Origin of the sequence: Allotamlana fucoidanivorans, from assembly GCF_006265225.1 — a bacterium.
In the GTDB taxonomy this organism is placed as follows: domain Bacteria; phylum Bacteroidota; class Bacteroidia; order Flavobacteriales; family Flavobacteriaceae; genus Allotamlana; species Allotamlana fucoidanivorans.
Genome location: NZ_VDCS01000001.1, coordinates 42,399 through 64,689, shown reverse-complemented (window position 1 = coordinate 64,689; position 22,291 = coordinate 42,399). Strand labels below are relative to the sequence as shown.

The 22,291-nt window shown below is 35.7% G+C and carries 19 protein-coding genes; 6 read left to right on the top strand and 13 right to left on the bottom strand.

Translation table 11 applies throughout. The features are described from left to right. Genes porZ through FGF67_RS00230 form a run of 3 tightly spaced genes read left to right on the top strand, consistent with a single transcriptional unit; the run spans position 1 to position 5,487 of the window. Positions 1–2,349: a type IX secretion system anionic LPS delivery protein PorZ gene (porZ, locus tag FGF67_RS00240; RefSeq protein WP_139694454.1), complete on the top strand. Its 2,349-nt coding sequence runs from the start codon at positions 1–3 to the stop codon at positions 2,347–2,349. 4 nt (positions 2,350–2,353) lie between these two features. Continuing rightward, the gene (recO, locus tag FGF67_RS00235; RefSeq protein ID WP_139694453.1) at positions 2,354–3,073 is read left to right on the top strand and encodes a DNA repair protein RecO; all 720 of its coding nucleotides are present in this window, start codon (positions 2,354–2,356) and stop codon (positions 3,071–3,073) included. Positions 3,074–3,075: 2 nt separating this feature from the next. Then, positions 3,076–5,487 (top strand): TonB-dependent receptor, encoded by a 2,412-nt coding sequence (locus FGF67_RS00230; protein ID WP_139694452.1) that lies wholly within the window; start codon positions 3,076–3,078, stop codon positions 5,485–5,487. Between the two features lie 57 nt (positions 5,488–5,544). Here the strand turns inward: FGF67_RS00230 and FGF67_RS00225 are convergent, their stop codons facing one another. Continuing rightward, a complete protein-coding gene (locus FGF67_RS00225; protein ID WP_139694451.1) occupies positions 5,545–7,956 on the bottom strand; it encodes a T9SS type A sorting domain-containing protein in 2,412 nt (803 codons plus the stop codon). Between the two features lie 84 nt (positions 7,957–8,040). On the opposite strand from FGF67_RS00225, the gene FGF67_RS00220 reads away from it, so the two are divergent. Further along, positions 8,041–8,514: a regulatory protein RecX gene (locus tag FGF67_RS00220; protein ID WP_139694450.1), complete on the top strand. Its 474-nt coding sequence runs from the start codon at positions 8,041–8,043 to the stop codon at positions 8,512–8,514. Between the two features lie 89 nt (positions 8,515–8,603). On the opposite strand, the gene FGF67_RS00215 is transcribed toward FGF67_RS00220, so the two are convergent. Both FGF67_RS00215 and FGF67_RS00210 read right to left on the bottom strand, forming a co-directional pair. Next, a complete protein-coding gene (locus FGF67_RS00215; RefSeq protein ID WP_139694449.1) occupies positions 8,604–9,095 on the bottom strand; it encodes a DUF6646 family protein in 492 nt (163 codons plus the stop codon). A 61-nt stretch (positions 9,096–9,156) separates the two neighbouring features. Next, entirely contained in the window at positions 9,157–10,017 is an 861-nt protein-coding gene (locus FGF67_RS00210; protein WP_139694448.1) for a cupin-like domain-containing protein, read from the bottom strand. A 245-nt stretch (positions 10,018–10,262) separates the two neighbouring features. Here FGF67_RS00210 and FGF67_RS00205 point away from each other — a divergent pair, with 245 nt between their 5' ends. After that, positions 10,263–11,828 carry an Ig-like domain-containing protein gene (locus FGF67_RS00205; RefSeq protein WP_139694447.1) on the top strand — a complete coding sequence of 522 codons (1,566 nt, stop codon included), beginning with the start codon at positions 10,263–10,265 and terminating at the stop codon, positions 11,826–11,828. Between the two features lie 81 nt (positions 11,829–11,909). On the opposite strand, the gene bioB is transcribed toward FGF67_RS00205, so the two are convergent. From bioB to FGF67_RS00160, 9 genes are all read right to left on the bottom strand, one after another. Continuing rightward, complete coding sequence (bioB, locus tag FGF67_RS00200) at positions 11,910–13,004, bottom strand: biotin synthase BioB (RefSeq protein WP_139694446.1); 1,095 nt, start codon at positions 13,002–13,004, stop codon at positions 11,910–11,912. A 33-nt stretch (positions 13,005–13,037) separates the two neighbouring features. Next, on the bottom strand, positions 13,038–14,006 hold the full coding sequence (locus FGF67_RS00195) for an alpha/beta fold hydrolase (RefSeq protein WP_139694445.1): 969 nt from the start codon (positions 14,004–14,006) through the stop codon (positions 13,038–13,040). Positions 14,007–14,077: 71 nt separating this feature from the next. Then, the gene (locus tag FGF67_RS00190) at positions 14,078–15,724 is read right to left on the bottom strand and encodes a flotillin family protein (protein ID WP_199240629.1); all 1,647 of its coding nucleotides are present in this window, start codon (positions 15,722–15,724) and stop codon (positions 14,078–14,080) included. Positions 15,725–15,732: 8 nt separating this feature from the next. After that, a complete protein-coding gene (locus tag FGF67_RS00185) occupies positions 15,733–16,299 on the bottom strand; it encodes a hypothetical protein (RefSeq protein ID WP_139694444.1) in 567 nt (188 codons plus the stop codon). Between the two features lie 113 nt (positions 16,300–16,412). Continuing rightward, a complete protein-coding gene (locus FGF67_RS00180) occupies positions 16,413–17,567 on the bottom strand; it encodes a beta-ketoacyl synthase N-terminal-like domain-containing protein (protein ID WP_139694443.1) in 1,155 nt (384 codons plus the stop codon). Positions 17,568–17,734: 167 nt separating this feature from the next. Beyond that, positions 17,735–19,000: an adenosylmethionine--8-amino-7-oxononanoate transaminase gene (gene bioA, locus FGF67_RS00175; RefSeq protein WP_139694442.1), complete on the bottom strand. Its 1,266-nt coding sequence runs from the start codon at positions 18,998–19,000 to the stop codon at positions 17,735–17,737. Next, positions 18,997–19,605, bottom strand: coding sequence for a dethiobiotin synthase (gene bioD, locus FGF67_RS00170; RefSeq protein ID WP_139694441.1), 609 nt, complete (start codon positions 19,603–19,605; stop codon positions 18,997–18,999). Before bioD ends, bioA begins: the two co-directional genes overlap by 4 nt. Continuing rightward, positions 19,602–20,015: a putative signal transducing protein gene (locus FGF67_RS00165; protein ID WP_139694440.1), complete on the bottom strand. Its 414-nt coding sequence runs from the start codon at positions 20,013–20,015 to the stop codon at positions 19,602–19,604. The genes bioD and FGF67_RS00165 overlap by 4 nt, the downstream gene beginning before the upstream one ends. Further along, positions 20,012–21,148 (bottom strand): aminotransferase class I/II-fold pyridoxal phosphate-dependent enzyme, encoded by a 1,137-nt coding sequence (locus FGF67_RS00160; protein ID WP_139694439.1) that lies wholly within the window; start codon positions 21,146–21,148, stop codon positions 20,012–20,014. The genes FGF67_RS00165 and FGF67_RS00160 overlap by 4 nt, the downstream gene beginning before the upstream one ends. A gap of 117 nt (positions 21,149–21,265) precedes the next feature. On the opposite strand from FGF67_RS00160, the gene FGF67_RS00155 reads away from it, so the two are divergent. Next, positions 21,266–21,721 (top strand): DUF3157 family protein, encoded by a 456-nt coding sequence (locus FGF67_RS00155; protein WP_139694438.1) that lies wholly within the window; start codon positions 21,266–21,268, stop codon positions 21,719–21,721. 6 nt (positions 21,722–21,727) lie between these two features. Here the strand turns inward: FGF67_RS00155 and FGF67_RS00150 are convergent, their stop codons facing one another. Continuing rightward, a complete protein-coding gene (locus tag FGF67_RS00150; protein ID WP_139694437.1) occupies positions 21,728–22,276 on the bottom strand; it encodes a hypothetical protein in 549 nt (182 codons plus the stop codon). Positions 22,277–22,291 lie beyond the last annotated feature (15 nt).

Below are 22,291 nucleotides of genomic sequence, written 5' to 3'. Positions count from 1 at the left end.
ATGTTTAAAAGACTTATTGTATCTATACTTTTTCTTTTTTCAATAGGCGTGCTTTCTCAGGACTACTCTACGCAATGGCAAGGTCATTTTTCATTTAGCAAAATAGTAGGCTTAAGTCAAGCAAATAATAAAATATATGCAGCAGCAGAGAACGCAGTTTTTAGCATTGATACCAAAACAAATGAATTAAGAGAATTTACAACGGTTAACGGATTGTCAGGAGAATCTATTTCTGCTATATATTATAGTCCTGACTTTGAATTGTTGGTTGTAGGTTATGAAAATGGAATTATTGAAATTGTTTTTGAGAATGACATAAAAGTTTTAACTGTTCGTGATATTTTTGATAAGCCTACAATTCCTTCAAATAATAAGCGAATCAATCATTTTACGGGGTACCAAAACCTAGTATATATTGCAACTGATTTTGGGATTTCAGTATTTGATTTGGAGCGACTAGAGTTTGGTGATACTTATTTTATAGGTGCTAATGGCAGTCAAATACCAGTAACACAAACAACAATAATCAATGAGTTTATTTATGCTTCAAGCTTAAACAATAATGGTATAAAAAAGGCAGATTTATCAGATCCAAATCTTATTGATTTCAATAATTGGCAAACCATTAATTCTGGAAGTTGGTTAGGAGTTCAGGGGGTAGAAAACAATTTGTACGCTATAAACAGCAATAAAAAAATATACCAGATATTAAATGATAATGTTATTGAGTTATTTACTTATAGTGATTCGCCACAGGATTTAAGGCAATCTGATAATAATCTTATAGTTTCAACAACTAATCATATTTTTGTTTATGATGCTGATTTCAATTTGATTTCCCAGATAGAACAAGCACAAGAGTTTGAGACGTCTTATACCTCTGCCGTTGTAAATGAAAATTTTGTTTTTATTGGTACTAAAAACTTTGGAATACTGAAAACAATTATAAATAGTCCATTTACTTTTGAAGAAATTCATCCAGATGGCCCCATACTGAATAATCCATTTTCCATTGAACCTACAAATGAAGGTGTTTGGGTAACATTTGGTGAGTATGATAGTGAATATAATCCTTATCCATTAAACAGTAGAGGAATAAGTCAGTTGAAAAATGATGAATGGATTAATACACCCTATGAAGATCTTTTTGAAGCAAAATGTTTAAACAGTATTGCCATAAACCCAGCTAACACAAATCAGGTTTATATAAGTTCATTTATAAATGGAATAGTAGAGATTGAAGAAAATATTCCAAAGATTCTGTATAATGAAACGAATAGTGGATTAGAATCCCTCGTACTCCCCTCTAATCCTAACTATGTTGATATCAGGGTAGGTACAAGTACATTTGATAAAAATGGGTTGTTGTGGTCTCTAACTAGCAGGATTGACAGGCCTTTAAAGTCTTATAATCCAGCAAACGGTCAATGGCGCTCGTTTGATTTCACGTCATTGATTAATAGCGGGTTGGATGATAATCTTGGTTTTTCAAAAATTGTTATTGGTTCAGATGGAACTATTTGGTGTGCAAGTAGTAATTTTGGATTGATAGGATTTCATGAAAATAACGGAAGTCAGTTACTAAAAAATATAGCACGAGAAGAGCACAATATGCCGTCAAATCAGGTTACAGGCATGGCCTTAGATAAGAGAAACCAATTGTGGATTGGAACATTAAGGGGCTTGCGTGTACTTTATAATCCTTCTGATTTTTTTGACAGCACAGATATTAGAGTAGACGAAATTATAATTGAAGAAGATGGTATAGCCAAAGAGTTGCTTTACCAACAAAATATCACAGATATTGAGGTTGATGGTTCAAACAATAAATGGATAGGAACCTCAGATTCTGGATTGTTTTATTTTTCACCCGATGGTCAACGTACCATATTTCACTTCACACGAACAAACTCACCTTTACCTTCAAACAGTATAAGAGATATTTCTATTGATGGCGATAATGGTATTGTATATATAGCTACACAAAAAGGATTGGTATCATTCAAATCGGGCAGTTCACAGCCTATCAAAGACTTACAACAAGCTTTTGCTTACCCCAATCCTGTAAGACCTCATTTTGATATAGTTGAAAAAAAGGTAAAGATTAAAGATGTTTCAGAGCATGTAAATATTAAAATTACCGATATTGAAGGTAATTTGGTGGCCGAAGCACAATCAAGAATTAATCAAAGATACGGAGGGTATAACCTAGAAATTGATGGAGGAACCGCCTATTGGAATGGTAAAAACCTTGCCAATAATATGGTGTCATCAGGCGTATATTTGATAATGATTTCAGATCTTGATACGTTTGAAACTAAAGTCATCAAACTAATGGTTGTGAGATAAAACTATGCTACTTACCACTAACGCTATTGTTCTTTCAAAGCTAAAATTTAAAGAATCCGACTTAATCGTAAAATGTTACACCCAGCAAAAAGGTGTGGTAAGTTTTTTGCTTCATGGTGTTTTAAAGAGTAAGAAAGGAGGTGCAAAAGTAGCCTATTTTCAACCCTTGTCACAGCTTCAAGTCATTACAGATTTCAAACCTAAAAAGTCATTACAATACATAAAAGACATTAAGGTGAGTCACATGTATACTACATTACATTCACATATACTTAAGGGAGCTGTTGTTATGTTTTTAGCAGAGGTTTTAAGTAGTACATTGCAAGAAGAAGAAGCGAATGAACCGCTTTATAGCTATATAGAACATACGCTATTATGGCTTGATACACAATCTGAATACGCTAACTTTCATTTGTTGTTTTTATTGAAATTATCTAAGTATTTAGGGTTTTATCCAGATGTTTCTCATATTGATTATGCTTTTTTTGATTTGAATGAAGGTAAATTTGAGTCTAAGTATACAAGTAAATATTGTATCACTGGAGACAATTTAGAGCTCCTAAAACAGTTGTTAGGCACAACATTTGATGCTTTACCAGAAATTAAGATTAATGCTAAACAAAGGCAGTCTTTTTTAAATATGATTTTGCTTTATTTTGAACTACATTTGGGGAGTTTTAAAACCCCTAAGTCATTGCAGGTATTTAATCAAGTTTTTAGTTAAAAATGAGGTCGTTTTCTATTCTTTTCTTTCTATTGCTTGCGTTTACAAGGTTTTATGCTCAAAATATAAAGGTTTTAAATAAACAGACTAATGAACCGATTTTCGGTGTTGCCATATATAATGTAGACAAATCAAAAAGTACGGTTACAAATTTTCGAGGGGAAGCTTCATTGCAGGATTTTTCAAGTACAGAAATCATCTATTTTAAACATTTATCACATGTTTTAAAAAGGCTCTCAAAAAATGCTATTGGTCATTCTAACAGAGTTTATTTAGAATCTAATACGCAAGACCTACAAGAAGTGGTAATTTCAGCATCAAAGTTTGAACAAAGTAAAAAAGATATCCCTCAAAAAATCATCAGTATAGATGCTAAAGAAATTACATTTACTAATCCTCAAACAAGTGCCGATGTTTTAGAAAAAACGGGACAGGTTTATGTTCAAAAAAGTCAATTAGGAGGCGGAAGCCCAATGATAAGAGGGTTTTCTACAAACCGACTGCTAATTACTGTTGACGGTGTACGCATGAATAATGCCATTTTTAGAGGAGGTAACCTTCAAAATGTTATTTCTATTGATCCATTTTCACTTCAGAATACAGAGGTAACGCTCGGCGCAGGTTCTGTTATTTATGGAAGTGATGCTGTAGGTGGTGTGATGAGTTTTTATACCAAAAAGCCTGAACTTTCGTATACAGAGGGGTTAAACCTAAAAGGAAATGCTGTTGTAAGGTATGCATCGGCAAGTCAGGAAAAAACAGGGCATTTCGATTTCAATTTAGGGTACAGAAAATGGGGTTTTATTACTAGTGTGAGTTATACAGATTTTGATGATTTAAAAATGGGGCGCCAAGGGCCTAATGATTATTTAAGGCCTGAGTTTATTGAAGTTTCCAGAAGCGGTGACAAAATAGTACCCAATACAAACTCAAGATTGCAGCGATTTTCGGGGTACAAACAGTATAATGTGATGCAGAAAGTACGGTATACTGCAGAGAAAGATTTTAGTTTTGATGTCGGACTATTTTATACCACAACTTCTGACATACCGCGGTATGATAGATTAATACGCTATAAAGGTGATCAATTACGATCTGCAGAATGGCACTACGGTCCGCAGTCATGGTTTATGAGTAACTTTCAAATGACCAAGTTAAGCAGCCGTTCTAGTTTTTATAATAAAATTAAAGCTACGGTGGCCTATCAAAATTTTCAAGAAAGCAGGAAAGACAGAGATTACCAATCAGATATAAGACGCATTAGGGAAGAAGCGGTAGATGCGTATTCCTTTAATCTTGATTTTGAAAAAATTATAACACCCAAAACACATTTTTTCTATGGTGCCGAGTATGTGTATAACAAAATAATGTCGCATGGCGAAACTCAGAATATAATGACGGGTGAGCGCGAAAAAGCCGTTTCAAGATATCCCAATGGGGCAAGCTGGCAATCGGGAGCGGTGTATGCTAGCTTAAAATATAAACCCAATACAAAGTTTGTATTTCAATCGGGTTTACGTTTTAATCATGTGATTTCTAGAGCCGATTTTACAGAAAATAATACATTTTTACATCTACCTTTTAATCAATCTATAAACGAGTCAAGTGCCCTTACAGGAACGGCTGGAATTAGTTGGTCACCTAATGATAGGATTCAATGGAAATTGAATGCTTCATCGGCCTTTAGAGCACCTAATATAGATGATATTGGTAAAGTGTTTGATTCTGAACCAGGATCTGTAGTGGTGCCTAATGAATATTTAAAACCAGAATTTGCTTATGGAGGTGAATTAGGTGTGCTGTTAGATTTTGATGGAAAAGTGTTGTTAGATATGAATACGTATTATACCTATTTAGATAATGCTTTAGTACGAAGGGATTATACGTTAAATGGTCAATCCAACATTATATATGATGGCGAATTAAGTAACATTCAAGCTATTCAAAACGCTTCAAAGGCGTGGATTTATGGTTTTGAAGTCGGCTTAAACATTAGGTTTACAAACCAACTGAAGTTAACATCGCAATACAATATTACAGGTGGTACGGAGGCCTACGGAAATATAGAAGTACCCGTGAGGCATGTGGCACCTCAGTTTGGGAATACGCATCTTATTTGGAGTAATAATAAGATGAAGTTTGATGTGTTTGCCAATTATAATGGAGAATTATCAGCCAATCAATTAGCCCCTTCAGAAATTGAGAAAGATTACATTTATGCCTTAGATGCTAACGGAAACCCTTACAGTCCGTCATGGGTTACACTTAATATTAGGGCGCAGTATCAAATACATGAATCGTTAGCTATAATGGCTAGTTTAGAGAATATAACCAATCAACGTTATAAAACCTATTCCTCGGGGATTGGGGCTGCGGGCAGAAATGTTATTCTAGCCTTAAAGTATAGCCTATAAAAAACCTCAAAATCCAAAAGCAGATTTTGAGGCATGGTGGTCTTAAATAGTTTAAAGTTATTTTTTTACTGCTTTTTTGGTTATTACAGTACCATTTGATAGATGCACTTTGGCAAAAAACACACCCTTTAAACGAGGTAAACTATAAATTTCAGAGTGGTTACTTCCGTTTAAGCGGTATAAAGAGCGTCCTAAAAGATCAAATAATTCAATCGATTTAATGGTTAAGTTAGGAGCTGTTGTGAACTGCATATCGTTGTCATTTAAAGGCACAATATCTAAGCTGTTAACAGCGGTGTTATTTTCGGTTGTTGATAAGGTACTATTTTGAAATAACACTTCAAAACGGTCATTAAACTCACCAACTTCTGAGGTAAAATTATACTCAGAGGCCGATAAATCATGTGTTTTGTTTAATAGCTTGTCTTTTAAATAAACAGGATTTAAGGTTAAAAAATCACCTGTTAGTTGCGGGATAGATAAGGTATAAATGGTAGGAACATCAATGGTGGTTTTAAAACCTAGGGTAATGATTTCTTCGGGGTTGATGCTAGTTGGATTCTTTCCTTGTATAACAAATTTTTCATCTGAATTATCTATTCTTGAATACAATACACTTGCACTTCCTGTTGGTATTCTTTTTGTGTCATATGATGATTTGTCTAGGTTGTCGGATGCCCCTTTTATATAAGAAATTAAGATTTGATTGAATACTCCATTATCAGAAGTTAAATTTATCCATAGTTTATTGGAGTCTTTAATTGATTTTGTTTTTGAATTAGAAATTTTAAAAAACTGACTATTGCTTGTTATATCAGCCATTCTCATATTGTTAGTAAAAGAAGCTATGCCAGTAAAAATTGGGTATGAACCTCCGTTTGTTTGACCATCATTTGACATTGCGATGAAAAATCCTTGTCCAGAAGGGATATACTTGTTTGGAGTCTCACCTCCACTTATTGCGGCTACGCCCCCAGATCTGTTTATATAGGCATAGTCGTCTTGGCTGAAGTTATATGCGTAATTTCCCGGATTTAAATCACTTGCCATGCTGTTGTGGGTCCACAAGTAAATTACTCCTTCAAGAGTACCAGTTGGGTTTGTAGAAATATCATATTCATTTTGGTCAAAGAAAGCATCGGTACTTATGGCGCAGGGGTAAGGATTGCTTATTAGGTTCCAATTACTATCATTAAGTTCATCATCATTTCTATAAACAGTAACATTGACTTCTCCAGTATTAAAAACACCAGAAAATGTTGCCTGATCAGTATAGTTAATTGGTCCTGGTACAGGAGGAGGGGCAACTGTTGTTACCGCATACCCAATTCCTGGAGTCATCACACCAGCTGCAGTTTGCCAATCGTTACCATCATCATCAATATCATCAGGAATACCATTGTTTGTTCCTACCGTATGTTGGTCTAAATAGTTAGCGGCATTGAAAAAATATCTTCTGTTGTCATCGGGTAAAGGAAATGTAGAAACTATATTTGCACTTTTTACTGGTGATCCCCAATAAACATAGTGTAAACCGGCGTCATTGTATATTCTAGTTGTTTTGGTAATTGATGCGCTGCCGCTAGAGCTAATTTGGAAAATTCCGTTGGCACTGCTTTGAACAAAACTTCCTTGGGTCTCAACAAAAAGAGTACCGTTTACAAAAACATCATTTTCAACACTTACATAAGAACCATTATCTACAGTTAAAACATATGGGGAGTTAATTGTTAACTTACAACAATCAATATTATCAATCGTTAAAGAATTGTAATCACCATTTATTATTGCTTCATCTGATGATGTTGGAGTAGAAGGAGTCCATGACGTGCCATCCCAAGTCGTTGTAATTCCCGAGCATGTAGGAATCAAATTAACAATGCCATCTAAACTAAGGTCGTCCCCTGGTAATGGTCCAACTGAAAAAGTTCCATTACCATCTTTAGCACCCCAGCCATAGAGTCGAAAACTTATTGTTGTACCAAAAGCAACATTTTGTAATTCAGAAATAGTTGATAAATTAATTTGAGTTTGAGAAGTAGCTGAGCTGTCTATGGAGTAGTTAAATGGATTACCAATATTAGTAAAAGTAATGCCATCAAGACTGTATTGCCATAGAAAGAACTCAGGACCCGTAGCTGTTCTTCTTAAATTTACATCTAAAGTGTATAAAGAAACTCGATACCCGTTAGTTGCAGAAATTTGAAATTCCAAATAGTCATTGTTGCTTAAAGCATCTGCTTGAGAACCATTAACGGTGAAGTTTCCAGAAGAAAAAGCGTTAGTAAGTTGTCTCGGTGTTAATCCAGACCCTCTACTTAATGTGGAAATAATCAATCCTAGATCATGAGTTGTGTCTTGAAAGGTTACTTCATCTCCATTATTACCATCCATGTCCCATGCCACAATCTGCCCAAACCCTAAACGAAACAGTAATATTAAAACAATAAGCAGTGTTGTTTTTTTCATAACGCGTATGTTTTTATGCCTAAGATTTGGCTTTTATAAATTTTCATTCGTTGGTTTATTAATAGTTGTTATTTTTGAGCACTTATGCTATCAAAAAAAACATATACACTACAAGAGGCTACTAAAAAATTAGAGCACTATTGTGCGTACCAAGAACGCTGTCATCAAGAGGTTAGAAAAAAACTAGAAACCATGCATATGATACCCGAGGCTATTGATGTGATTGTGGTTCATCTTTTACAACATAACTTTCTTAATGAAGAACGTTTTGCCAAAACATTTGTACGTGGAAAGTTCAATATAAAACGTTGGGGACGTTGCCGATTAACTTTAGAACTAAAGCGAAAAGACATTTCCAAAGTTAATATAAATCAAGCACTTGCTGAAATTGATGAAGGGGAATACATCGAAGTTTTTAACGCTTTGTCAGAAAAAAAGGCAAAAAGCATTAAGGAAGTTAATATTTACAAGAAGCGTAAGAAATTTACAGACTATTTTTTATATCGTGGTTGGGAATCTTATTTAGTATATGAAAAAGCTCATGAATTAATTTCTTAACTCAGGCTTTTGTGATATAAAAAAAGACGCATAATCTAGTTTTGGTGTTACTAGACCATGCGCCTTGTTGCTTTAAACGAATAGTTTATTTATAAACTAAATGAAGCACCAATATTTACATTAAATTGATTGTTTAATTTTTGAGCGGGGGTTAAATCTCCTGTTTTGTATTTGGCTAAAGGCACCCCAAACTCGGTATATAAACCAAACCCTGAACTGAAGAAGTAACGCGCCCCTAGATGACCACCAAAGTTTCTAAGTCCTAAACTTAGGCCTGGGTACAAATCAAAATTTTCATCTACATTAATCACGTTGCCTAGGTTAGCATTAAAGCGGCCTCTTACATCAAAACGATCGCCAAAATCGGCATCTATATTTTCATTAACGCCTAAGGCATAGGTTGAAGATACCCCAACTGAAATGTTTTCTCCCAAACCAAAGTCATAACTAGCATGAATACCTGTGGCATGGTTTTGCAAATTAACTCCTACTTGAAATTTGTTGTCGTTTGCCCCTATATAGGCTTGAGAACTGGCTAAGGTTATACTGAAAACAGCTACTAATAGCGCAAAATGTTTCATGTTTGATTGTTTAAAAATTAGTTGCAAAGATATTATAAGTACGGCAAAAACAAACTTAAATTTAAAGTTGTTTATGAGTTCTTAAAATGGCTTGCTCATTCTTCCAATCAATCCATTTTTGCCCCTTAATGCGGCGCATCATATTATCAAAACTCCGCATCACAAATACATTGTAAACCGCCTTGCTAAAGTTTTTAGGGTTTCGGGCCATAGCACGTAAACTCATAGAAAATCCAGGCGTAAGATAGCGCATATAATGCCAATAGCCCTCGGGCATATACAATACTTCACCATGATTAAGTTCAGTTTTATAACCTATTGCTTTTTTTAGCATGGGCCATTTTTTAAAATCAGGGTTGTTAAAATCAATATCTTCTCTGGTGATGAGTGAATGGGGTATTTTATACAGGTATTCGTTTTGGTTTTGATCAAACAAAATGCATTGTTTTTTTCCTTCAAAATGAAAGTGAAAAATATTGGCTAAGTCAATGTCATAATGCATAAACGTATAGGAATCTTCTCCGCCAAAAAATAACATGGGTATGCCTTTCATAAGGCGTAGTCCAAAATCAGGAAATGTAAAGTCTTTCTGTAATTCAGGAATTTCTTTTAATGCATTCCATAGAAAAATACGGTATTTAGTGGGTTCTCTTTTGAGTAAATCGATGTATTCACCCAGCTTCATTTTGGCATGTGGTTCGTTAAAACCGTCCTTGTAGTCAACCGGTCTGTCATCATACAATGGAACGGTTAAATCACCCCCAATATTTTTCATGTAATCTAAATTCCATTTAGAATAGGCTGGCCAATCTTCTATAAAACGCTCAATAACCACTGGTTTTTGTGGTTTAAAGTAATCTTTTAAAAATTCCGCTTTGGTAATGGTTTTCACGCGCGGAATATCCTGTAAGTTTAGTGACAACGTTGCTTTGGTTTTTATCAGGTAAAGTTAATAAATCGACACGAAATATGTTAATAGATTTTTGTAAGACCTGTGTTGTAATTATGCTTTTGTATAAGCAGGTCTTTTTATCTTTTGTCAGAGACACCCAAGGTGCTTACAAGAAAAGTTAAAATTCACTTGATAAGAACTTGACAATTGGCTAAACTATAGTATAACCTCAGGTTTTCTTGTAGATTTGAAATGCTAAATAAACAAAAAGAAAGATGAAACTGATTAAATTGATTAAAGAAATGAGGCTTTTAATGCTAATTTTACTTGTGTTTACATACATTATGGTAAGCTGTGGTGGTGACGATAATTCTGAGACTAATGATTTTCCTTCAGCAAATGATGACAGTTTAGTTGTTAATGAAAATAGTGTGCCTGGGAAACAAAATCAGGTAGTAGTCTCGGCCAATGACAATATTGGAAAGGATGGTGGAAAAGGAAATGATTATAGTATACTAGAAGCACCTAAAAATGGAAATGTAACAGAGGTAAGCGATGGTGTTTTTGAGTATTTGCCAAATCCTAATTATTTTGGAGAGGATAGCTTTATGTATACGTTAACAGATGCAGATGGTGATAAGGATTCTGCAATGGTTAGTGTCACGGTTACTGAGGTAAATAGTGAGCCTATTGCCAATGATGATACTTTAACAGTTGATGAAAATAGTGGTGCTGGTGAAGGAAATAGGATAAATGTTTCTCAAAATGATGTAATCGGATCTGATGGAGGTGACGGGGATGATTTTAGTTTGTTAAATAATGCTGGTAATGGTACGGTTTCAGAGGTTTCTGATGGTGTTTTTGAGTATGTTCCAAATGCTGATTTCCATGGAGCTGATTCCTTTACATATTCACTTACAGATGCCGATGGTGATAGTGATACGGCAACAGTGCATATAACTGTGAATAAATCTGAACCAACTTCAGAAGATTTTGCAAATATAGATCCTAATTTTCCGTCTTTCGTGTCTATTGATAATACAACGCCTGCAGGTAAAAAGTGGGTTAAATTAGAAAGTATGTCTGATGAGTTTAACTTTTGGGATAGCTCTAAATGGTTTAAGTCTACATGGAATTATGGTGTGCCAGTGTATATGTCAACCTCTGGAGAAAATTCTGGTGTTTCTAATGGTAATCTTTGGATAAAGGCAACGTTGAATGAGAGTAATCCTGAGGGGCGTTGGTTTCAAACAGCACGAATTCATTCTATCGATGAAACTAAATACCCAATGTATACAGAAGCAAGAATTAAAGCAGCACATATATCTGCATATAATACATATTGGCTTAATAATGGGGATATTAATAATAGAGATGAGATTGATATCATTGAAAATAATTCAAAACCGTCTTGTGGATGTAAGCCAGATTACCCAACCACAATGAATTCTCAATATTTTCATGCTGATTCTAGCTTGAATCCTGTTACCATTAGAAATGATGATAACTTTAATAATATTAATTTATCAGAAGCTAATCCGGCGCGTGGAGTGAAATGGAATGAAGCCTATCAAACATTTGGTGTGTGGTGGAAGGATTCTAAAAATATTCAATTTTATTTAAATGGAGAGGCTGTTGGTAGTGTTACGGTTGGTGAAGATAGATCGGGATCAATTTATCCTAATCGTGAATTTACCAGAGAACTAGAGATTATTTTTGATTTATGGACATTTGATGCCGATTGGATAGGTGGTTTAGCTTTAAAGAATGATTTGTTAGATGATACTATAAACACTATGAAGATTGATTGGGTTAGAACCTGGAAACTTGAAGATGAATAATTGAGCACTACTTTAAAATAGTGTATAAACACAAATGCCATCCAATGATTTGGATGGCATTTGTGTTTATATTAAATTCGTTTATTTAAGCGTTTTTGCTTTGGCCTTTGCAGCCTCGTTACGCTCAATAATATGCTCTGGGCGAGTCCATTTTGGTTTTTCACCTAAAGCCTCGAATTGAGATTCTGCAGCTTCAACTGTTTTAGGCTGAACCTTTTTAGTGAACGGTTTTTGTGGTTTCATACCTAAAACTGCAAACATTTCCATGTCCTCATTCACATCAGGGTTTGGTGTAGTTAATAATTTATCGCCCGCAAAAATGGAGTTTGCTCCAGCAAAGAAACACATAGCCTGACCTTCTCTAGTCATTTGCGTTCTGCCTGCACTTAAGCGCACTTGCGTCTCAGGCATAACTATTCGGGTTGTTGCTACCATGCGCACCATGTCCCAAATTGATACGGGTTTTTGATCTTCAAGTGGCGTGCCTTCAACAGCCACTAAAGCATTAATTGGGGTAGACTCTGGTTGCGGATTTAAGGTTGAAAGTGCTACAAGCATACCTGCGCGGTCTTCAATACTTTCGCCCATACCAATAATACCACCACTACACACGGTAACATTGGTTTTACGTACATTGTCAATAGTGTCTAAACGATCTTGATAGCCACGTGTTGAAATCACTTCTTTATAATATTCTTCTGAAGAGTCTAAATTATGATTGTAAGCATACAAGCCAGCTTCGGCTAAGCGTTTGGCTTGATTTTCAGTAACCATGCCTAAGGTACAGCAAACTTCCATATCTAGTTTATTAATGGTTCTTACCATTTCTAAAACTTGATCAAACTCTTCGCCATCTTTTACATTTCGCCATGCGGCACCCATACACACACGAGAGCTTCCTGTAGATTTAGCACGCAACGCTTGTGCTTTTACCTGTTGTACAGACATTAAATCATTACCTTCAATATCTGTGTGATAACGCGCAGCTTGCGGACAATAACCACAATCTTCAGAACAACCTCCTGTTTTTATAGATAATAGCGTAGATACTTGCACTACATTAGGGTCGTGATGCAATCTATGAACCGTAGCTGCTTCATAGAGCAATTCCATGAACGGTTTGTTGTATATTTCTAAAATTTCTTCTTTCGTCCAGTTGTGTCTAGTCTCGCTCATAAAATCAAATTCAAAATTTGGCTCAAAAATAACCTATTTTATATTGAAAAAAGTATTAAATAGGGTATAAAATTTATCGGGTTCCTCTAAATAAGGGTTGTGTGCACTATCTTCAAACATGACAAATTGGGCTTGAGGCATGAATATTTTGTATTGAACATTGAACTCTGGCGTTGAAACCCCGTCATATCGTCCCGCTACAATAAGTGTTTTAGCCTTTACATGTTTTAGTTGTTGCCTATAGTCTTGGTTAATCATGCTACCAGACACATCAAAATCGCCATCAATACCTATAATGGTAGTATACACATCATTGTTCCAATTTCGGTATTTCGTTTTTGGTCGGTTCGATTGAATTTTCGTGTTATGGTAATAGATGTATTTGGTTGGAAAATTGCCGTAAAGCGTTTTTAGGGGCTCCTGACTTGATACATAGCCTAAAGCACGAAGGGAATCTACTTGTTGCCACTTTTCAGGGAAATGGGTTTTAGCATAGTGGTTATAACTATCACAGTTTGCTTGCCACATGGCCCCTGAGTGAAACCCGCTAATAAGCATCATTTGATTCACATGATTAGGGTACTTTATGGCATAGGCCTGTGCGGGTACAGTGCCGTAGGAATGTCCAACGAGTGAAATTTTGTCAAAATCTAGTAATACGCGAAGTTTTTCAATAAGTGCAACATCATTTTCAACTGAGTATTCTGAAACGTTTTTGGCATCATCACTTTTGCCTCTACCTAAAAAATCAAAAAATACTACAGTTTTGTTTTTGTAATAGTGCCCAAAACAACCTTGCATGTAATCATGAGAATTTCCTGGGCCACCAGGTAAAAAGAAAATAGGGTCTCCTGATCCTTTTATTTCAACATTGATATTGTAGCCATCAATATTGTAGAATTTTGACTCAAATTTGTCAAAAATATCAGGGTCTGGTTGGGCTATTAATAAAATTGGTGTTAGAAACAGAAGTAATGCAAGAAAGGTTAAAATAGATTTCATAGCACAATGTTTTTAGGTATATGTGTAAAAGTATTGAAAAAAAATCATCCGCTATTTAGCGGATGATTTTGTTATGCTTCAGGTTGCGAATCGTTATTTTTGGTATCAGATGTAGGAGGCGTAGGTTTCGTTTTAGGATTGTCACTCTCTACCTCTTTACCACTTAAGTACTCGGGTAATTGCATGCCTGCCATATTAAACATGTCTTGTAATGGCGGAACGGATTTATACATACCCGATAAGAAATTGGCCGTTGATGATTTCCCATCTTTAGAACCTCCATTTTCCCAAACGGTAACTTTATCAATCTTAATGTTTTTAATGGCTTCGGCTTGTGTTTTAACTAATTCAGGTAATTTATCAGCGATTAGTAAAAGAACGGCATCTTTTGAATTATTACCGGCTGCTTTAACTATTTGGTCTAAACCAGCGGCTTGTTTGGTTAATACTTCATATAAACCTTCAGCTTCAGCTTGTGCTTTTAAAAGTATAGCATCGGCTTCACCTTTTGCAATTCTCCTTATATTTTCTGCTTCCGCTTCGGCGTCAATTTCTACTTTACGTTTATCAATTTCTGCAGGAACAATAATATCTGCTAATTGTGATGAACGTTCTCTGTCTGCTCTAGCTTCTTCTGCTTTCTTCTCGGCTGCATAGGCCTCTTCCAAGGCTTTTGCTGCTTGAACCTTTTCAGCAGCAATAGCTCTTTTTTCTGCTTCCGCCTCACGCTCTCTACGTTTGGCATCCGATTCTGCAATAGAAATTTTGGCAATATTTTCTCCATCAATAGCACGTGCATTAGCTTCGGATGTTTTAATGCGTTCTTCTTTTAAGGCTTCGGCCTCCCCAATTTTAGCTAAGGCAATAGCACTTGCGGTTTGAACACGCTCCGTTTGACTGGCATTAGCTTCGCCTATTTTAGCCTGAGCGTTGGCCGCAGCAACTTGCGTTCTTTCATTTTGCATGGCATTAGCTTCGCCTATTTTAGCCATAGCATTTAGTTCGGCTACTTGAGTGCGCTCATCTTGAACCGCATTGGCTTCACCAATTGATCCGTCTCTATTTTTCTCGGCAACCGATTTTCGAGCCGCATTAATGGCGTGAGCAGCCGCTTCTTTACCTAGCGCTTCTATATATCCAGACTCATCAACAATATCAGTAATGTTTACGTTAATAAGCTTTAACCCTACTTTTTTAAGTTCAGATTCTACACTTTGTGAAATATTTGTAAGAAACTTATCACGGTCTGAGTTAATCTCTTCAATATCCATAGAGGCTACTACCAAACGTAATTGCCCAAAAATAATCTCTTTGGCTAGTTCTTGCACATCGCTCATAGAAAGGCCTAATAAACGTTCGGCCGCATTTTGCATTACCCCAGGTTCGGTAGATACACCAATGGTAAAACGAGAGGGCACATTAACACGAATGTTTTGTTTTGATAAGGCATTGACCAGATTAACTTCAATTGAAATTGGTGTTAAATCAAGAAATTCATAATCTTGAATCACTGGAAAAATAAAAGCAGCACCACCATGAATACATTTGGCTGATTGCCCGCCGCCTACCTTACCGTAAACTACTAAAATGCGGTCTGAAGGACAACGTTTATAGCGTCTAACAAGGATGATAAAAAAAACAAATACAAAAAATACAGCAGCTATAATAGCCATTGGAAAGCCTATATTAAAGGCTTGTAATGAAGAAATGGATAACATATCTTTTTTTAGTTAAGTTGTTCTACAATTAAAATACCGTTTTTAGTTACCGACTTTACGGTAATAACAGTTCCTGATTTTAAGTCGGTTTCGGCATCTGTAAGCGCTTCAAGTTCTCTTAATGCGCCTTGAATACGTATGTGTGCTTTTCCTATTGAAGAGCGTTTAGCCCCAATGGTTAAATACACTTCACCAACACCACCTATGGCGTTTTTGTACACTAATGTGCCACTATCATTAAGTTTACGCATGTAATAAAACATAGCGGCCATGATACTCATCATAATGAGGCCTGCAAGCAACGCAATAATAATGGTTATAGGTTTTGATAATCCTGCATCAATACAGGCTATGCCTGTCCAGCCAAAAAGAGTGAAAAAGCCTATTAAGTTCTTAAAAGTGATGAATTGAAAACCAATACCGGTATCGGCATCAATTTCAGCATCGGTGTCAAGATCGCCAGAATCACCACCAATAAACGTGGTAATAATTACTAAAATAAAAACTAGCGATCCTAAAAGTGCAATGCTCCAAAAAATCTTTGGAAAAAGTTCTAAACTTGAGTACCACTCCATAGTTTTAAAATTTAAAAGATTAAAGAATTATGCCAAATAGATATTTTGTACTACGGAATAGTGCTTTAGCTATTTGGTACTAAATGTAAGACTTTTTGTATAATCTTACAACGTTATTTTGAAAGTAAAATAGAAACGGCATTTCCTCCAAAGCCAACAGCATTTACAAGAATATGGTTCAGCTTTTTAGGAGGTTTAGGGTTGTCTATATATGGTACACCAATACATTTTTGATACTGTAACATGAATACAGCGAGTTCAATATTTAGCGTTCCGGATGCGCCAAAGGTGTGACCTATCTTCCATTTATTTGTAGTTAAAAAAGGCCTTTTGTTACAAAATATTTTTTCAACAGCCTTAAATTCTGAAAGATCACCTTTTATGGTGCCTGGTGCATGCATGACAATAGCATCAACTTCATCAGGGTTAATGTTGCCTAAGGCCATTTTCATAGATTTTTGAAAACATTTTGCATCACTTGAAATGGAGATATTATGTTTTAAAACCTCTGTAGCGTAACCATAACCTGATATAGTTGCTAAAGCATTTGTTGGGCGGCCAGCTTCTAAACATACCATGGCGGCGCCCTCACCTAAAACCATGGTGTTTTTAGTTTTGTTAAAATCTAAAGCGCGACACGGAAAATTGGTGTTTTGCTTGGTGTAGATTTTAAGGGCTTGCATTTGTGCAATGGTAAATGGTGTTAAAGGAGCCTCACTACCACCTACCAAAAATTTAGAACACATACCTGCATTTATCCAAGCAATGCCATTGAGCATGGCATGTAATGCCGTTGAACAGGTAATAGAATGGCTTATTTCTGGTCCGTTAGTTTGTAAATCATGCGCTACCCATGAGGCAATGTTGCCTAGTGTTGTTGTTGGTGAGCTAAGAGTTTCGGCTTTATTGTTTTCAAGAAATGCGTCATAATACTTTTCAAAAAGTGTTGTGGCACCTCTTGAGGAACCTATGTTTACTCCAAAATGATCTGTTGATTGCCAGCCAGCTTGTTTTACGGCTTTTCTTGATGTGTAAATAGCGTATAAAACCGAATGGTCAAGTGATTTGTATTTAGGATCGGATTGTTTGAGTATTTCTATGTCTTTTAGGACATCTGGCGGAATTTGAGCCACCACCACGGGTTGTTTTGAAACTGTTTTTGTTGTGAAATGATGTTTGTTATTTAAATAACCTTCCCAAATATGCTTAGGCGAATTACCCAATGCAGAAATGGATGCTATAGCGGTTATTGAAATAGGGGTATTCATAAATGTTGTTTCAAAATTTAATCATGTTAATGTTTGATGTACATTATCATGTATAATATGAACGGCAAAAGTAATACTTATGCGTTAGGGATAGAAGCGGCATCCTTTTTAATTTTCGGAAAAATTAAAAAGATATAGCGGATAGCCTCGACCCTTGCGGTAACGCCTTAAAAAGTATTGAGTGCTTTTTCAATAACTTGATATACCGTGTTGAGCTGGGTAGGGGTAATTACAAATGGAGCTTGAATGTATATGGTGTTGCCTAGCGGACGTAAAAACACCCCATGATTCATAAAGAATTTAAAGAGTTGATCACGCATATTGCCATAGCGTTCCATTTCAATATTTAGGTCTAGCGCAAAAATGATTCCTGTTTGCCTAACGGATTTAACCTCGGGGTGTTGTTTTATTTTTTCGCCAAAGGTTTGATGGGATTCTATGATGCGGCTTATGTTGTTTTGAATGTCTTGTGATTGTAATAATTCAATGCTAGCTAAGGCGGCTGTACAAGCTAATGGGTTTGCAGAATAGGTGTGGCCGTGAAATAGTCCCTTGCTCATATTGTCACTGTAAAATGCGTTGTAAATATGTTGTGAGCAAGTGGTAAGCGCCATAGGGAGTAGGCCGCCAGTTAGGGCTTTACTAAGGCACATAATATCTGGTTTGGTACTAAGGTGTAGTGAGGCAAAATGCTTACCTGTTTTGCCAAATCCGGTCATCACTTCATCGGCTACAGTGATGATGTTATGAGCTTTACAAAATTCTAAAATGGCATTTAAACCTTCTGCATTATGCATGCTCATGGCGGCGGCACCTTGCACTAAAGGTTCATAAACAAACCCCGCTACCTGATGCTTTGCAATAATGGTTTTGAGAAGGCTTAAAATCTCTTGGTGATTATGGCCATTAGGGACAGGAATGCGCTTTACTTGTAGAAAGAAGTCTTCAAAAGGGCCATTGTATACAGATAAGCCAGAAACACTCATGGCGCCAAAGGTATCGCCGTGAAAACCGCCTTCAAAGGCAATGAGGGTATCTCGTTTGTCATTAGTGTTAAAATGGTATTGTAAGGCCATTTTTAAGCCAATTTCAACTGATGTTGACCCATTATCGCTAAAAAATATTTTATTTTGATTATCAGGAAGTATGTCCATTAGAGCTTCCGAAAGTTTAACGGCGGGTTCATGTGTAAAACCACTAAAAACAACTTGGTCTAGTTGTTTCATTTGTTCTGAAACCCTGTTGGTAATGTATGTGTTACAATGGCCGTACATACAGGTGTACCACGAAGCAATAGCATCAATATAGTCATTACCATCTTCATCCGTCAGAATACAACCTTTAGCCTTTTTTATAGCAATAGACTCAGGATGCAATTTATGTTGCGTTAGCGGGTGCCAAAGGTGTTTTTGGTCACGTTCTTTTAGTGTCATAATTTGTTTTTAAACAATTCGGCATATTCCTTTACTACATTTTGGTCAAAATAAGGCTCTTCATTAATTCTGCCAATAACGGGAACCTGTGTCATTTTTTTAATGATATCTTCGGTTGATTTATGCTTATTACCACTGAAAAGCAAATAGACATCAAAACCTGTTTTTTTCAGCAAATTAACGGTTAATAACGTATGATTAATACTGCCTAAATAATGCCTTGAAACCACGATAACTTTATAGTTTGGCTTAATGATATCAAATACCGTGTGTTTATCATTTAATGGGACTAATAAGCCGCCAGCGCCTTCAATGACCAAATGGTTGTCTGTTTTGGGAGGGGTTATGTGTTCTATGTCTATAGAAATCCCGTCAATATCAGCTGCGGCATGCGGACTCATAGCGGTTTTTAATGCATAGGCATTTGGATGGTATTTAGACCTTGAGTTAGATACCAAGCGTTTTACTTTTTGGGTATCACAATTGTCTAAGTCGCCCGCTTGCACAGGTTTCCAGTAGTCGGCCTTTAAGGCTTCGGTAATTATGGCAGAGGCTACTGTTTTACCTACATCGGTTGAAATTCCTGTTATAAAATATGTACTCATTTTAAATTGAATTCGGTTTTGCAATCTTCACAGCGGTACAGGTGTCTGGTGTGAAAAGGAAGCGCTGCAAAGATAAATCCAATAATAAAAGCAACAAGTGATTTAAAGGTATTAATTGTAGAGTAAATACCTATTTTTGAATGTCCGCAATTTGGACATTTTAAGGGTGTTTCTTCATCATCAATAGCATATTTATTAATGCGTTCAAGTATATATTGTGCCTTTAAAGCGTCCTGAGATAGTACTTTTAATTTCACGCCCCCAATAGCTTGACTTACCAGTGGATCGGTATCAATGGTTACATGGTCTGAAAGAAATACTTGAATGCCTTCGGCTTCCAGTCGCCCCTTAATAATTTGAGCTTCTGTTGTATATTGAAACCGTGCAATAGTTTTAAAAGTATTACTCATGGATTTAAATTTAAGGATAAAAGCTGGAGTACATGTTCTATATCTGTTTCTGTATTATAACTGTGTAAGCAAAAGCGTAAGCGTTCTTGACCTTTTGGTACGGTTGGAGATAAAATAGGTTTAACATCAAAGCCTTTGTTTTGAAGTGTTTTTGCTATGGTTTTTACCCTGTCATTACCAGAAACAATACAGCAATGAATGGCAGAATGACTTTCAATAAATGCGTTTTGAAGCTTATGTTTTAAGATACCGTTCTTAAAATGAAGAATGTTTTGATGTAACTGTTGCTTGCTATGAGATACAAACAGTTCGTTATAGGCCGCATGAATAGTTGATAAGCTATGCGGTGGTAATGCCGTAGTGTATATTAAGCTTCTACAAAAATTAATTAAATATTGTTTTAAAGGGGCACTGCCCAAAATAGCTGCACCATGACATCCCATGGCTTTTCCAAACGTTATTAATCGGGCAAAAACAGATGCTTCTAATTTTAGGTGTTGCACAAGTCCTTCACCTTTATTACCAAAAACTCCAATAGCATGTGCTTCATCTATAATCAACAGCGCCTTATTTGTGATGCAAAGTTTTGAAAGTGCTTTTAAATTGGGTGTGTCACCATCCATAGAGAATACAGATTCGGTAACCACATAAATATTTTGATCTTTGGGTATACGTCTTAATAATGCTTCAAGATGCACCAAATCATTATGTTTAAATTTATAAGATTTAGCATGACTCATGGAAATACCATCTCTAATAGAGGCGTGAATATATTCATCAAAAAAAATAATATCGCCGCGTTGAGGTACACTTGAAAAGAAACCAATGTTGGCATCATACCCCGAATTAAAAATTAAAGCAGCGTCACTATTATGGACATTTGAAATGCTATTTTCAAGAAGGGGATACAACGCATGATTACCCGATAATAGACGAGAACCTGTGGCACCATTTTGAGTTATACCGTGCCCGTTTAAATAATCATGTGCCTGCTTAAAGATGGTTTTGTTTTTTGCAAAACCCAGATAATCGTTTGATGAAAAGTCAATCAAATGCGTAGGCGTTGTTAATGCTCTTAGGGCATTAGAAGCCTCGCGTTCTTCTAGTTTATGATGTAGTTTTTTAGGAAACATAAGGTAAAGATAGTAAAAGACATGTCTAAATAAATCAAGAGATTAGTATTGTTTTAAGAATGAGTGTTCTTTTTAAATTGTATTTTTGAAAGCATGTTAATACTATAAATTTTGGCTATGAAAACACCTGTATTTTTAATCTTATGTTTTGTGTCTTGTTTTTGTTTTGCTCAAGACAATCATATTGCAACGCTTGAAGATGGTCGGCGTATTTTATTAAAGGCCGATTATACTTGGGAATATATTGATTTAAAAGCACCCGAACAAAGTAATGTAAAGGCTGCTCTTGCAGAAACCGAGGTGAAAACGGGTAAAACCTGTTCCTTGGAAGCTGATTTTGTAGAGCCTGCACTAGACAATAACCTTCAAAAGCAATTAAAGCGAGGACGAGCCACTATAAAGCATATTAAAAAACGGGTTGCTAAAGATTATAAATGTGATGTTGATGATGTGATTTTATTAGCGGTGACTGAAGACAGAACAAAAGGCTCTTATGTTTTTTGTGCTAACGGAACCAGAGTGAGTTACAAGCGTATGGGCTATTCTATTGTTGAAAAAGGAAAGTTGTTTTAGTATAGACTAGTCTAAGTAGACTAATGTTTTGTTGTTTTTAGTGGCTGTTTTGTTAACCCATTTGTAATTGTTTGGGGTTGTGGCATCTAACAAATCAATGTTTAAACGTTCTGATAATTCAAATGCTATTACAAGGGCTTCATTGTAATCGTATTTTTCATAAAGTTCCCAATGTTGGTTTTTATTGTACCATAAGTTGACTTCATATATTTTGTCACCATCACTTAATGGTTGGTGAAATACGGATACATATTCATAATTATTAATGACTTTCCATTGACCTAGTTTTATGGGACCAATTTCAACGGTTGATCTAAATTTTGATGTATCTAAATCAATGTAAATACTTTTGTGAAAGGAAAAACCAATTCCAATCCCCATGACATAAATTACCGATTTTAAGTTGTGCCCAATATTAATTAGGTTTTTATCACTAAAATTAGCGTTATAAAATGTGTATATAAGTAGGGCAATGGCTGCGGTGAAGAACAAAGCGGCAATTACCCTTTGCCATAGAGGGCGCTGTTTCTCGGTAATAATCATGTTTTCTTTCATATTGTAAATGTAGAA